Annotated in this window: 15 protein-coding genes; 10 read left to right on the forward strand and 5 right to left on the reverse strand. The window is 29.0% G+C overall.

Annotated elements, in window-relative coordinates:
- The first annotated feature begins 795 nt into the window (after positions 1-795).
- Entirely contained in the window at positions 796-1,128 is a 333-nt protein-coding gene (locus BMW96_RS13050; RefSeq protein WP_157796040.1) for an RNA polymerase sigma factor, read from the forward strand.
- A gap of 155 nt (positions 1,129-1,283) precedes the next feature.
- On the opposite strand, the gene BMW96_RS14405 is transcribed toward BMW96_RS13050, so the two are convergent.
- Together BMW96_RS14405 and BMW96_RS14410 are read right to left on the reverse strand one after the other, a co-directional pair.
- Positions 1,284-1,475, reverse strand: a complete 192-nt coding sequence (locus BMW96_RS14405) for a hypothetical protein (protein WP_211283602.1) — start codon at positions 1,473-1,475, stop codon at positions 1,284-1,286.
- Positions 1,476-1,532: 57 nt separating this feature from the next.
- On the reverse strand, positions 1,533-1,892 hold the full coding sequence (locus BMW96_RS14410) for a transposase (RefSeq protein WP_211283603.1): 360 nt from the start codon (positions 1,890-1,892) through the stop codon (positions 1,533-1,535).
- A 146-nt stretch (positions 1,893-2,038) separates the two neighbouring features.
- Between BMW96_RS14410 and BMW96_RS13060 the strand changes: the two genes are divergently transcribed.
- From BMW96_RS13060 to BMW96_RS13070, 3 genes are all read left to right on the forward strand, one after another.
- The gene (locus tag BMW96_RS13060) at positions 2,039-2,401 is read left to right on the forward strand and encodes a type II toxin-antitoxin system PemK/MazF family toxin (RefSeq protein WP_092356795.1); all 363 of its coding nucleotides are present in this window, start codon (positions 2,039-2,041) and stop codon (positions 2,399-2,401) included.
- 302 nt (positions 2,402-2,703) lie between these two features.
- Entirely contained in the window at positions 2,704-4,266 is a 1,563-nt protein-coding gene (locus BMW96_RS13065; RefSeq protein WP_092356798.1) for a recombinase family protein, read from the forward strand.
- A 27-nt stretch (positions 4,267-4,293) separates the two neighbouring features.
- The gene (locus tag BMW96_RS13070) at positions 4,294-4,509 is read left to right on the forward strand and encodes a manganese catalase family protein (protein WP_257606901.1); all 216 of its coding nucleotides are present in this window, start codon (positions 4,294-4,296) and stop codon (positions 4,507-4,509) included.
- 418 nt (positions 4,510-4,927) lie between these two features.
- On the opposite strand, the gene BMW96_RS13075 is transcribed toward BMW96_RS13070, so the two are convergent.
- The 3 genes from BMW96_RS13075 to BMW96_RS13085 all read right to left on the reverse strand — a co-directional run bounded on the left by BMW96_RS13075 (position 4,928) and on the right by BMW96_RS13085 (position 5,890).
- On the reverse strand, positions 4,928-5,206 hold the full coding sequence (locus BMW96_RS13075) for a hypothetical protein (RefSeq protein ID WP_092356801.1): 279 nt from the start codon (positions 5,204-5,206) through the stop codon (positions 4,928-4,930).
- Positions 5,207-5,211: 5 nt separating this feature from the next.
- Positions 5,212-5,541: a hypothetical protein gene (locus tag BMW96_RS13080; RefSeq protein ID WP_092356804.1), complete on the reverse strand. Its 330-nt coding sequence runs from the start codon at positions 5,539-5,541 to the stop codon at positions 5,212-5,214.
- 106 nt (positions 5,542-5,647) lie between these two features.
- Positions 5,648-5,890, reverse strand: a complete 243-nt coding sequence (locus BMW96_RS13085) for a hypothetical protein (RefSeq protein ID WP_092356807.1) — start codon at positions 5,888-5,890, stop codon at positions 5,648-5,650.
- 165 nt (positions 5,891-6,055) lie between these two features.
- Between BMW96_RS13085 and BMW96_RS13090 the strand changes: the two genes are divergently transcribed.
- The 6 genes from BMW96_RS13090 to BMW96_RS13115 all read left to right on the forward strand — a co-directional run bounded on the left by BMW96_RS13090 (position 6,056) and on the right by BMW96_RS13115 (position 13,515).
- Positions 6,056-6,727, forward strand: coding sequence for a PD-(D/E)XK nuclease family transposase (locus BMW96_RS13090; protein WP_162207484.1), 672 nt, complete (start codon positions 6,056-6,058; stop codon positions 6,725-6,727).
- Positions 6,728-6,948: 221 nt separating this feature from the next.
- The gene (locus tag BMW96_RS13095; RefSeq protein WP_092356812.1) at positions 6,949-8,544 is read left to right on the forward strand and encodes an ABC-F family ATP-binding cassette domain-containing protein; all 1,596 of its coding nucleotides are present in this window, start codon (positions 6,949-6,951) and stop codon (positions 8,542-8,544) included.
- 59 nt (positions 8,545-8,603) lie between these two features.
- A complete protein-coding gene (locus BMW96_RS13100) occupies positions 8,604-9,362 on the forward strand; it encodes a nitroreductase family protein (protein WP_092356815.1) in 759 nt (252 codons plus the stop codon).
- Positions 9,363-9,448: 86 nt separating this feature from the next.
- Positions 9,449-9,877: a MarR family winged helix-turn-helix transcriptional regulator gene (locus tag BMW96_RS13105; RefSeq protein ID WP_092356818.1), complete on the forward strand. Its 429-nt coding sequence runs from the start codon at positions 9,449-9,451 to the stop codon at positions 9,875-9,877.
- A gap of 49 nt (positions 9,878-9,926) precedes the next feature.
- Positions 9,927-11,660: an ABC transporter ATP-binding protein gene (locus BMW96_RS13110; protein ID WP_092356822.1), complete on the forward strand. Its 1,734-nt coding sequence runs from the start codon at positions 9,927-9,929 to the stop codon at positions 11,658-11,660.
- Positions 11,661-11,667: 7 nt separating this feature from the next.
- Positions 11,668-13,515, forward strand: a complete 1,848-nt coding sequence (locus BMW96_RS13115; RefSeq protein WP_092356825.1) for an ABC transporter ATP-binding protein — start codon at positions 11,668-11,670, stop codon at positions 13,513-13,515.
- The last annotated feature ends 96 nt before the right edge of the window (positions 13,516-13,611 follow it).

Raw genomic sequence — 13,611 nt, forward strand, 5'->3', positions numbered from 1 at the left:
AAGAGGAATAGAGAAGGTGAAAATGGAATATTTACTGGTGTGTACAGGATATAATTTAAAGAAATATCATAAATATAGATTAAGAGAAACGAAAAAACAGCAGATAAATTAGTGATAATCAATGATAACTCGAAGAAAAGTCACATTGAAAAGAGGAGTTTTAGCAGATGATACCCTCATTGCGCTCAAAAACAGCCAAAATAACATAAAATATTATTAAATATCGTGAGAGTTGCAATTATAGCAGGTAATTGCATTTTATTTTGCAGAAAAAAAGCTGAACGAATTCAACTTTCCTTTTAAAAAGTTATTTCGTTACAGCCCCTTTACCAATGTTTTTTAAATAAAGATGTTAATGGATTTAATATATAATTTCATTTTTGAGGAGGAGTAGGTAAATATTACATATTTATGATAATTTTTATATTAAGTTTTAGAAGTAAACGTGAATCGTTTACTTCTTTTTTTATGTTTTTAATTAGAGCCTCCCCCTCTTATTCAACTAATTAAAAGTTGAATAGGAGGAAAAATGAAGATAATAGTTGATGAGTATATACCATATATGGAAAAGGTTGATAGTCGTTTTAAATATTATGTGTTGTTTATGGTGTGAATAATAAATTAAATAAGATTGAGATCACTAAGAAAATGTTTTTATAAATTTTTGGGATTCATAAAATAAAAATAATCAATGGCAAAAGGAGATATTTTATTAAATATCAATATGATCAACTTCTATGTCATATTGAATTATCCAGAGCTGATTATTATGAATTTAGAAGTTTTAAGTCTCAATTGATAAGAGATAAGAATATTTCAGATCGTTATATTGAACAATCTGAACAAACTGATACAAGATTATATAAGAAAGGGATTTATAATTCTATTAATATTGAAACAATAGTATATAAAAAATACATCAAAGATGAAATAAATAAGGCAGTTAGTGAATTAAAAGAAATACAAGCAAGAAGATTGATTATGTATTATATAGAGGAAAAGACATATGAAGAAATTGCACAAATCGAAGGTTGTACAAAAAGAGCGGTGAAATTTTCTGTGGATGCTGCTAAAAAGAATTTGCAAAATAAATTAAAAAATTTATTTTTAGACTACACAAATAAGTAAAAAGTGAGCAAACAGGTGAAGAGATATTAATCCATCACCTGTTTTTTGGTGTTCTCCCTTCAAAAGGAGGAAATTAATCTGAATAAAAAAACAGAATTAAATAACTTAAAAAGTAATCAAAATGCATAGTTCCCCCTTTCCCCCAAAAAAGAGGGTTATTGAACGGCAGGAATTGTCTTGGCGTTTTGTTGAATAAAATTAGTTAAATCATCAATTGTAAGACCAATACTTAATAGTTGTTTGATATCTGATTTTAGATTGTTTTTGAGATATTTTTCTCTTTGTTCTACAGGTGTTTCAATATTCGATAAATCTTTAGGATTCCAAATCTCACCTGTACGAAGCATGTGGTAAATTGCAACTAGTATTTTTCTGGCTATGGCAATATAAGCTCTTTTCTTTCCTCAGCGTTTGGAGATTTTATTAAACTTGTTGGCGTAGTAAGGATGTTCCTTATCCTTTACAGCTGCATGTGCAACCTCAACCAAACAAGGTTTAAGATATACTCCCACACGAGAAATTTTGACAGATTTTTTCTTGCCAGCAGATTGATTGTTCATTGGAGTTAAACCAGCCCAAGAAGATAACTTTCTTGAAGATGAGAACTGTTCCATATCATTGCCAATTTCAGAAAGAATAATGATGGCAGAATTTCTTTTAATACCAGGTATTTGACATAGGAAATTAATATTATCTTCAAATGGTTTTGCCATCATATCGATCAATTTATTGATTTCATTGATATTTTCGCTTACTTGTTCCATATGTTTTTGAATCAATTGGATACGAGCTTTCTGGATAGGAGTAAAATCAATGCCAGAAACAGCGTTGATGATATCTTCTTCGCTTGCTTTACATTTTCCATGAACTTTAGAAAGAATATCTTCCGATGTGAAAGGGGTGAAGAGTGATGAATGAAAATATTAGTCGTGGACAAATATATCTTGCTGATCTTGAACCAACGATTGGCTCTGAGCAGGGAGGAGCACGCCCAGTCTTGATTTTACAAAATGATATTGGTAATCGACATAGTCCGACAACAATTATTGCAGCAATAACAAGTAGAATATATACAAAACATATACTACCAACTCATTATATGATTCCATCAAGCTCAGGTCTAACTCATGATTCAATTGCTTTATTAGAACAAATAAGAGTTATTGATAAATCGCGTATATTAAAATATCTAGGAACACTTACACCAAATGATATGATTAATATTGATCAAAAAATAGTTATCAGTTTAGGTATAAACAATTATTATATATGACTTAAAAATAAGATTATATGAGTTTAAATTTTATCAGTATTATTTTTGCTCTTCATCAATATTATATTATGAGGTGATCAATTTAATGGCATCCAGTACTAAAATAGTTTGCAAAAATATATTTAAGAATAACGATAAAGAAATTATTAGAAAAATCTATACTTGGAAATGGATTGAGCTAATAAACCAAATTGAAAAGAATAAGTACTAAACTAATCGCACATTAGAAAGCTGTTATACTGCTATGTTATTATAATATAGCAGTATAATTGTTTTTCTTCTTTTAAGGAGAGAATAACAAAATGAATAAATTAAAAGTGGCGATATACTGTCGTCTATCGGAAGAAGATAGAAACAAGGAGTCGGAAGATGATGATAGTAATAGTATTCAAAATCAAAAATCCATGCTTAATAAATATGCACTAGAACAAGGATGGGAAATTTTTAAAGTCTATAGTGATGACGATTATACAGGTTCTGATCGTCGTCGCCCTGAATTTAATAATCTATTACATGATGCCAAGGCACAAAAGTTTAATATTGTTCTTTGTAAAACACAATCACGATTTACTAGAGAATTAGAATTAGTCGAGAAATACATTCATGGTCTTTTCCCTATTTGGGGGATTCGATTTGTAAGCGTTGTTGATAATGCTGATACTGCCAATAAAGGAAATAAAAAATCAAGACAGATAAATGGTTTAGTAAATGAATGGTATTTGGAAGATATGTCAGAAAATATTAAAAGTGTACTAATAGATCGTAGAAAAAATGGATTTCATATTGGTGCATTTGCTTTATATGGTTATAAAAAAGATCCTGATATGAAAGGACATTTAATCATTGATGAAGAAGCAGCTAAAGTCGTTAGGGAAGTATTTACACTTTTTTCTAATGGTTATGGCAAAACAGCAATTGCACGAATTTTAAATGAACGTGGAATACCTAATCCAACCGAATATAAACGTCTACATGGTTTACGTTTTAAAGCACCTAAAACAAGAAATAGCACACTTTGGAGTTATTATGCGATAGCTGATATGCTAATAAATGAAATTTATATTGGGAATATGGTTCAAGGGAAATATGGGAGTGTATCTTATAAAACCAAACAAAATAAGCCTCGTCCTAAAAGTCAGTGGTATATTGTTGAAGGAACTCATGAAGCAATAATTGATAGAGAGTTATGGGATAGAGTACAGCTGTTGATTGTGCAAAAGGCCAAACCGTTTACAATTGGACAAATTGGGTTATTTGCAAGAAAAACTCGTTGTATGTACTGTGGTTATATAATGCGTTCATCTAAGAATCGAGGTAAGCATTATTTGCGTTGCAGTAGTCGTTTTAAATCAAAAGAGGCTTGTATTGGTTCATTTGTTTCGGTAGATAAATTGGAACAGGTAGTTATTGAGGAATTAAATAGACTATCAAAAGAATATCTTGATAATAGTGAACTTGAAAAGAATGTGGTATTTAATAACGATTTCAAAGAAAAACAAGACTATTTAAAAGAAGAAATCGCAACTTATCAAAGAAAAATTATGGAATATACTAAAGGGATTCGTGAATTATATTTAGATAAGGTTAAGGGTATTTTATCACAACAAGATTATCTTGATTTAAGTAATGACTTCTCTGTTCAAAAAAGAAGATTAGAAAAGTTAGTTGAAGATAAGCAAAAACAACTTGATACTCTAAAAAAGAAAATGATGACGCAAGATAATCGTAAAAAATTAATTGAGCAATATACTAATTTAGAGCATTTAGATCGTTTTACAGTAGAAAAATTAATCGATTATATTGATATAGGTAAAAGAAATACTGAAACTAAGGAATTACCAATTGAAATTCATTGGAATTTTTAATTATTTAATAAATGTTGTTCTTATGAGATAGCAGCAGAACAGAAAGCAAGAACAACTTATGATAATATCTTAGCACTTGTTGATGATGAAGAAATAAAAAAACCAATTCGTTTTTTAAGAGAACGTGAAATCGTTCATTATCAAAGATTTGCAGAAGCATTAGAAATTGTCAAAAAGAATTTGAATTGTGAAAATTATTATGCTTTTAATCCAGCATTTAGAAATGGTAAATGTAGAAAATAGAGTAAATAGGTCTACTTGTTTGTAGACCTATTTTGCAGTAGTGTGATAAGCATGGCATGAATTCAGTTGGAGATAAACCAATCACAGGTATTTACCGCCAAGTGTAGTGAATTACAAGCTGTTAGCGATGGTGTTATCTTGAATATAGAATATTATTGTTTATAAGTTGTAAAAATCTTGAGTTTTGATTTATAGGCATAGACTCATTATGTATTTTATCATCAACAATATGAATATTAACTAGATATAATGTCTAATACTAAAGAAAAGAATCACAATCTTTCTTTTATCATGATTCTTTTGTACAGTTTATAAATTGTTAGTATCTAAAATCCTGAAATACGGGTTATTATAGATTACCGTTTTTATAAGTTTTAAAGAAATTAATCAATTCTTTTTTTAGTAACATATGATTTATTTAATGTTTTTTCAAAAACAAATTCAAGTGTGCCTGCTTTTTTATAAAATCTTTATTACAGTCTAGAGTACCAGTAGACTCTTTATCGCTTAAATTATAAACATACTTACCATCTGTAGATACAACTACAGATTTATCATAGTCAACATAATAACAATACATCATACTTGGAGTATTTTCATCAAATGGTTCATAATATAGATTATATAAGAAAACTATTCCAAATAACTCATTATCATTCATTAATGAAGTAATAGTCATATTTTCTGAATCAGTCAAACTACTTATTTAAAATTTAAATCCCCATCTGAACTTTCTACAAATATGAATTTGTTATTTTTAAAAGCATTAATAACCTCATTATTTGTTAATGGTTTTTGTTCATTATAAGTATTAGTCAATTCCTTTTGTATTATTGGTGATTTTTCAGTATCGAACCAAACTAATGAGTCCATTAAATCTTCTTCTTTCATTTCTAAATCATTAAGCATATCTTCATATTCTTTTTTTACACTATCAGCTATTTTGATTTGTTTACTAGGACATTTAGTTTCACCTGAATCACCTTCAAAATCAACAGTACAATGATCGATATCTGTACCATCTTTTATCAAAATACTAGCATTCTTGTTTTTTCTTTAAAATTTACCCAATAAGAACCATCTTCATTTGAAAAATGTAGTTGACCAGGTTTTTTAGTATCTTTATCAAAGTAAATTGTCAATGTATATTCTTTTTTTTGTTGATTAGAAGATACATTGGTTTTTTACCAGGTTTATTAATGATACGAACATCACCAAGTTCTTTACCTTCTTCATTATAATAGTGATTATAATCAAAACTAGCTAAAATTTGATAATTATTTTCTTTTAACAAATCGTAATAATCACTAGGATTCTTTGCATTGCTACACCCACATAATGTTAAAGTTGCTACAATAACTAATTTAAAAATCTTTTTCATTTTTTCTCCCTTCTTTAAAAATATATAATGCAACATTTGATTATAATTAAATTAATCTTTCCTTCCTGTTTATAACAATTATTACATAATTAACCATTATGTTTTTATTTAATAAATAAAGTAATATGAATAATTTTAGTGTATATAATAATGGAGGTAATTTTTATGACAAAAGAATTATGTAATGATTTTAAAAATGATGTTTTATTCAATTATTTACTGCGTGATGACTTAGATTCTGATTGTAGCTTTATGCTCAAGCTCTTTATCGAAAATATCCTTAATATCAAATGTGAACATGTGACTGTTCTTAACTCTGAACAAGATATGATTTTTGATGTTAAAGTGCAGATAGATAATGGCGATATTATTGATATTGATATGCTGAATTCCCCCGTTTCTAAAAGCTGTTACTATCGTTTATGGGGAAATGGAGTGGATTTACTTATATCACAAATAGAAGAAGGAAAGGAGTATACTGAAACAGTGAATCCTATATATCAAATTATTTTTATTGATGTTATTGATGAAAATAATCTAAAACTTATTGATACATATAGAAATGCTAATGAGGATGGAAATATAGAAAAGTATGGTCTTATTACTAGAAGTTATGTACAGCTGCCATATATAAATAACATTAAGAAAGAAAAAGGATTAAAAGAGATGACAGAAATAGAATTGGCAATTTACATTCTAAAAAATGGGATTGATGATGAAATAAATGCCTTAACAAATAGCGAAGTGGTTAAGATTATGAAAAAGAAGTTGAGAATGTTTAATGAAGATGAACATTTAAGGGATATGTATTATAAAAGAGGAGCAAATGAATTTTAAAAACAGTTGATGTGTGAAGAAAGTGTATAAAAAGGTTCGGCAGTAAGTAGATGAAATAAATATTGTTAGAATTAAACATTATTGATAGGAAAGCATGGAAGGATTTAAAACTGCCATGCTTTCTTTTTCGAATAATATTTATTTAATAAAGATAAATTATATTGATTTAATCGTGACTTTGTGACATAATAATATGACTTTAATAAAAAGGAGTTAAACTAATGATATCAACACAAAATGTATCTTTACAATATGGCGATCGTGCTTTATTTGAAAATGTAAGTGTTAAATTCACAGATGGTAATTGTTATGGGATTATTGGTGCTAATGGAGCTGGAAAAAGTACTTTTTTAAAAATCTTAGCTGGTGAAATTGAACCTAACAAAGGTGAAGTGGTTTTAGAGCCCCATAAACGTTTATCAGTTTTGAAACAAGATCACTTTGCTTATGATGAAAATGGTGTTGTAGAAACAGTTATCATGGGTAATAGACGTCTTTATGAAATCATGCAGGAAAAAGAAGTATTATATTCTAAACCTGATTTTAATGATGAAGATGGGATCAAATTAGCTGAACTTGAGGGTGAATTTGCAGAAATGGATGGATGGAATGCTGAAGTTGATGCAGAAATCATGCTTAATGGTTTAGGAATTGGCGAAGAATTGCATAATTTAAAAATGAAAGAGTTAGATGGAAATCAAAAAGTAAAGGTTTTGCTTGCACAAGCTTTATTTGGTAATCCTGATGTTTTATTATTAGACGAACCAACAAACCATCTTGATCTTGATAGTATTCGCTGGTTAGAAAATTTTTTAATGAACTTTAAAAATACCGTTATTGTCGTTAGTCATGACCGTTATTTCTTAAATAAAGTTTGTACACATATTGCAGATATTGATTATTCAAGAATTCAATTGTATGTCGGTAATTATGATTTTTGGTATGAATATAGTCAATTACAGTTACAACAAGCTAAAGATCAAAATAAAAAAGCTGAGGCTAAAAAGAAAGAATTAGAAGAATTCATTGCTCGCTTTTCAGCTAATGCTTCAAAAGCTAAGCAAGCTACATCAAGAAAAAAATTATTAGATAATTTAGAAATGGTTGACATAAAACCATCACTTCGTCGTTATCCATTTATTGCTTTTAAACCAGGACGTGAAGTTGGGAATATTGTTTTAAAAGTGGAAGGATTATCAAAAACAATTGATGGTGTTAAATTATTAAATAATGTTAGTTTTTCTATCAATCCTAAAGAGAAAGTAGCTTTTGTTGGTGATGTTAAAGCAACAGAAACATTCTTTAAGATCATTATGGGAGAATTAGAACCTGATGAAGGAACGTTCCAATGGGGAATAACAACATCACAATCATATTTTCCTAAAGATAATTCAGAATTTTTTAATAACTGTGACTTAACTTTAGTAGACTGGTTACGTCAATTTTCAGTTAAAGATGAATATGAACAAGATTTAAGAGGATGGCTGGGAAGAATGTTATTCTCTGGAGAAGAAGCATTAAAAAAAGCTTCAGTATTATCTGGAGGAGAAAAAGTTCGTTGTATGCTAGCTAAAATGATGATGGCAGAGGCTAATGTTTTGGTTTTAGATGAACCAACTAATCATCTTGATCTAGAATCAATTCAAGCTTTAAATCAAGGTTTAATTAATTTTAAAGAAAATATTTTATTTACTAGTCATGATCATCAATTTGTTCAAACAATTGCAAATCGAATTATTGAATTTAATGAATTTGGTATTTTGGATCGTTTGTCTACATATGATGAATATTTAGAGTACAAAGAAAATAACAAGTAGGTCTAGGTATCTACTTTTCTTTTGTGTATAATATAAATAAGTGATCAAGGAGGACAATTATGAATAATACAATTAAAGAATTATTTGATCGTAAATCAGTTCGAGTATATCAGGATAGACCAATTGAAGTAGATAAAAAACAGTTAATTTTAGATGCTGCAATACAAGCACCAACAGCAGGAAATATGACTTTATATTCAATTATTGATGTACAAGATCAGGTAATTAAAGATAAATTAGCAAAAACATGTGATAATCAGCCTTTTATTGCTAAAGCACCACTAGTACTTATTTTTGTGGCAGATTATCAAAAATGGTATGATGCTTTTAAATATTACCATAGTGAAGATGAAGTGCGTTCACCATCATATGGGGATTTTCTTTTAGCATATAGTGATACTTTGATTGCTGCTCAAAATGCAGTTGTAGCCGCTGAAAGTATGGGAATTGGAAGCTGTTTTATTGGTGATGTTATAGAACAATATGAGATTCATCGTGAACTGTTAAATTTACCACAGTATACTGCTCCAGTAGGAATGCTGGTAATGGGTTATCCAACTGATCAGCAGCTTCGTCGTAGTAAGCCAGCACGTTTTGATTCAAAATATGTTGTTAGTGTTGATCAATATGAAAGGTTTGATAATGAAAAATTAGTGAAGATGTTTGATGATCGTGCTAAACTTGCTAATCGTAGTAGTGGGAGGGTTTTTGTAGATGATATATATAATCGTAAATGGACTAACCCTTTTATTGAAGAAATGACACGTTCATCTAAATTATGGATTGAGCAATGGGGAAAAGAGGATGAAGAATCTTAGGATTCTTTTTTCTTTAGATAAGTATTGACAATTTAATTGATATGATTATAATATATAGCGTGCTATCTATTTAAGGAGGAGACAATATGCCTAATGATAAAATTGGTTTTTTAATTAAACAGGTTCATATTCTTCAAGAACAACGTTTAAATAAAAAGTTTGAACGGTTTGGTTTAACTGGAGCTCAAACATTTACCCTAGTTAGTTTATTTAAGGCACGAGAAAGAAATGAAAAATTAAATCAAAAAGATTTAGAAAGAATCCTAGATATTTCTAATCCTACAGTAACAGGAATTTTAAATCGTTTAGAGGTAAAAGGGTTGATTAAACGTGTTCCATGCATTCATGATGCAAGAATTAAATACATTGAGGTTACAAAAAAAGCAATTGCGTTAGATAAAGAAATTCGTAAAACTTTTGAAGAATCGGAATATGAATTAGTAAGCTCTTTGTCTTTGGAAGAAATAGATAGATTAGGTGAATATTTGGTTAAAATATTAAGAAGTAATTCTTAATATTTATTTTAATCAAATTCATAGCGAGCTATATATAGGAGGTAGGTAAATGTTAAAAACACTTTTAACACAAGTAAAAGAATATAAAAAAGTTGCTATTTTAACCCCGATACTAGTTATTTTGGAGGTTATTTTAGAGGTTGCTATTCCTTTTTTAATGTCAATGATTATTGATAAAGGAATTAATGTGAATGATTTAGATGTAGTAGTAAAAATAGGGGTTATAATGCTGATCGCTTCTTTTGTTTCATTATTAGCAGGAGCGTTAGCTGGTAAATATGCTGCTAAGGCTTCAACAGGATTTGCTAAAAACTTGAGAAAGGCAATGTATTATAATATTCAGGATTTCTCTTTTGCTAATATTGATAAATATTCAACTGCTGGTTTAGTAACTCGTTTAATGACAGATGTTACAAATGTCCAAAATGCTTTTCAGATGATAATTAGGATGTGTATTAGAGCACCATTAATGTTGATTTGTGCAATGACGATGGCTTTTATTATTAATACACGACTTGCATTAATATTTGTAGTTGCAATTATCTTTTTAGGAATTGTTCTGACTTTTATTATGACAAGAGCTCATCCATTATTTAAACGTATTTTTAGAACTTATGATGATTTAAATGCATCTGTTCAAGAAAATATTAGTGGGATTAGAGTTGTTAAAGCATATGTACGTGAAGAATTTGAAGATCAAAAATTTAAAAAGACATCTGGTTTAATTTATAAGTTATTTCTTAAAGCAGAGAATTATTTAGTTTTTAATCAGCCTTTGATGCAATTTACAGTTTATGGCTGTATTATTATGATTTCCTGGTTTGGGGCTCATATGATTGTTGGAGGAACTTTGACTACTGGTGAATTAACTAGTATGTTTACTTATGTAATGATGATTTTAATGAGTTTGATGATGTTATCAATGGTTTTTGTGATGATTGTTATGTCAATTGCATCTGCTCAAAGAATTAGTGAGGTTATTAATGAAAAATCCACTTTGCATAATCCTAGTAGTCCTGATTATAAAATAAAAGATGGTTCGATTGATTTTAATCATGTTTACTTTTCGTATTTTGATGATCAGGATGAAGTTAATCTAAGAGATATTAATGTTCATATTAAATCTGGACAAACAATAGGAATAATAGGTGGTACTGGAAGTGCTAAATCAACTTTTGTTCAATTAATTCCTAGATTATATGATGTTACTAAAGGAGAAGTATTTGTTGGTGGTAAAGATGTTCGTAGTTATGATTTAAATACTTTAAGAAATGAAGTTGCTATGGTATTACAAAAAAATGTATTATTTTCAGGAACTATTAAAGAAAATTTGCGTTGGGGTAAAAAAGATGCTACAGATCAAGAAATTGAACATGTATGCAAATTAGCACAAGCAGATGAATTTATTCAACGTTTTCCAGATAAATATGATACTTATATAGAACAAGGTGGTAGTAATGTATCTGGTGGACAAAAACAAAGATTATGTATTGCTAGAGCATTATTGAAAAAGCCTAAAATACTGATTTTAGATGATTCAACTAGTGCAGTTGATACAAAGACAGATGCTTTGATTCGTAAGGCGTTTAGGGAAGAAATTCCTGGGACAACAAAGATTATTATTGCTCAAAGAATAAGTTCTGTTGAAGATGCTGATTTAATAATTGTACTAGATGATGGGAAAATTAGTGCTATGGGAACTAATCAGGAATTATTGAAAACTTGTGAAATTTATCAAGATATATATCAGACTCAAAAGAAAGGGGGAAGCCTAAGTGAATAAAAATCAGATGAAAACATTAAAAAGGTTATTTGATTTTGTTATTTCTAGACATCGTAATGCTTGTATTTTGGTGTTAGTTTTAATTATTATAAGTACGATTGCCAATGTTGCAGGTTCTATCTTTATAAAGAGTTTAATTGATGACTATATTACACCATATCTAAGTATGTCAAACCCAAATTTTAATCCTTTATTAAATGCGATTTTAAAAATGATTGCTATTTATGGAATTGGAGTTATTGCTACTTATGTATTTAATAAGATCCTGATCAAGGTATCCCAAGGTTCTTTAAAAGAAATAAGAGATACGATGTTTGAACATATGGAACAGTTACCAATAAAATATTTTGATACTCATAATCATGGAGATATAATGTCTATCTATACAAATGATGCAGATACATTAAGACAGATGATTTCACAAAGTATCCCTCAGGTTATTGTATCAGCAATGACAATTATAAGTGTTTTTATTTCCATGCTGGTTATCAGTATTCCTCTTACTATTATTAGTGTGATTATGGTTTTTGTGATGCTTGAGGTATCTAAACATGTTACTAATAAAAGTGGTAAGTATTTCTTTGATCAACAAACTAATCTTGGTAAAGTTAATGGTTTTATTGAAGAAATGATGGAAGGACAAAAAGTTGTTAAAGTCTTTACTCATGAACAAGAAGCAAAATTAGATTTTGATAAAGTAAATGAACAATTATTTGAAAGTGCTTATGCTGCAAATAAATATGCTAATATTTTAATGCCGATAATAGGGAATTTAAGTTATGTTAGTTATGTATTAGTTGCTATTATTGGTGGTGTACTTGCAATTAATGGTTATACAGATTTAACAGTAGGGACACTAGCTTCATTTTTACAATTGAATAGATCGTTTAATCAGCCAATTGGTCAAATTTCTCAACAAGTTAATATGGTTTTAATGGCTTTAGCAGGAGCTAGTCGAATTTTTGCTTTAATGGATGAAGAAGTTGAAGTTGATGAAGGGCATGTTACACTAGTTAATGCAAAAGAAAGTGCAGATGGCTCATTAATACCAGTAAAACATCGTACTGGTATTTGGGCATGGGAACATAAACGACCTGATGGATCAGTTGAATATGTTCGATTAGTAGGTGATGTTCGTTTTCATGATGTGACATTTGGTTATAATGATAATAAGACGATTTTATATGATATGAATTTATTTGCAAAACCTGGTGAAAAGTTAGCTTTTGTAGGAGCAACAGGTGCTGGGAAAACTACAATTACAAATTTAATAAATCGTTTTTATGATATTCAAAAGGGTTCAATCACATATGATGGTATAGATATTAAACTAATTAAAAAAGCTGATTTAAGAAAGTCCTTAGGAATAGTTTTACAAGATACACATTTATTTACAGGAACGATCATGGATAATATTCGCTATGGTAAACTTGATGCAACTGACGAAGAATGTGTTGCGGCAGCTAAGCTGGCAAATGCACATGAGTTTATTATGCATTTAGAACATGGTTATCAAACAATGCTTAGTGGTGATGGTTCAAGTTTATCACAAGGACAATGTCAGTTATTAGCTATTGCTCGAGCTGCAGTTGCTAATCCGCCAGTATTGATTTTAGATGAGGCTACATCAAGCATTGATACTCGAACAGAAAGTATTGTTCAAAGTGGTATGGATAAATTGATGGAGGGTAGAACAGTATTTGTTATTGCTCATCGTTTATCAACGATTAAAAATTCTGATGCAATCATGGTTCTTGATCAGGGAAGAATTATTGAACGTGGTGATCATGATAAATTGATTAAAGAAAAAGGAACTTATTATCAATTATATACTGGTGGTTTAGAATTAGATTAAATTAAAGGGGCTGTAACGAGTAAATAACTCATTTCAGTTTCAAAAAAACGAAAAAACACGGTCATCCGTGCAATGGCATGAACTTAAGAAATAATC

It is taken from the genome of Thomasclavelia cocleata (genome assembly GCF_900102365.1).
In the GTDB taxonomy this organism is placed as follows: Bacteria; Bacillota_I; Bacilli_A; order Erysipelotrichales; family Coprobacillaceae; genus Thomasclavelia; species Thomasclavelia cocleata.

What these genes read in the sequence shown, in the direction of transcription:
- BMW96_RS14410 (WP_211283603.1), bottom strand. Translation starts at nt 1,892, where the DNA reads ATGGAACAAGTAAGCGAAAATATCAATGAAATCAATAAATTGATCGAT.
- BMW96_RS13100 (WP_092356815.1), top strand. Translation starts at nt 8,604, where the DNA reads ATGAATAATACAATTAAAGAATTATTTGATCGTAAATCAGTTCGAGTA.
- BMW96_RS13115 (WP_092356825.1), top strand. Translation starts at nt 11,668, where the DNA reads ATGAAAACATTAAAAAGGTTATTTGATTTTGTTATTTCTAGACATCGT.
- BMW96_RS13105 (WP_092356818.1), top strand. Translation starts at nt 9,449, where the DNA reads ATGCCTAATGATAAAATTGGTTTTTTAATTAAACAGGTTCATATTCTT.
- BMW96_RS14405 (WP_211283602.1), bottom strand. Translation starts at nt 1,475, where the DNA reads ATGCTTCGTACAGGTGAGATTTGGAATCCTAAAGATTTATCGAATATT.
- BMW96_RS13085 (WP_092356807.1), bottom strand. Translation starts at nt 5,890, where the DNA reads ATGAAAAAGATTTTTAAATTAGTTATTGTAGCAACTTTAACATTATGT.
- BMW96_RS13110 (WP_092356822.1), top strand. Translation starts at nt 9,927, where the DNA reads ATGTTAAAAACACTTTTAACACAAGTAAAAGAATATAAAAAAGTTGCT.
- BMW96_RS13065 (WP_092356798.1), top strand. Translation starts at nt 2,704, where the DNA reads ATGAATAAATTAAAAGTGGCGATATACTGTCGTCTATCGGAAGAAGAT.
- BMW96_RS13090 (WP_162207484.1), top strand. Translation starts at nt 6,056, where the DNA reads ATGACAAAAGAATTATGTAATGATTTTAAAAATGATGTTTTATTCAAT.
- BMW96_RS13060 (WP_092356795.1), top strand. Translation starts at nt 2,039, where the DNA reads ATGAATGAAAATATTAGTCGTGGACAAATATATCTTGCTGATCTTGAA.
- BMW96_RS13095 (WP_092356812.1), top strand. Translation starts at nt 6,949, where the DNA reads ATGATATCAACACAAAATGTATCTTTACAATATGGCGATCGTGCTTTA.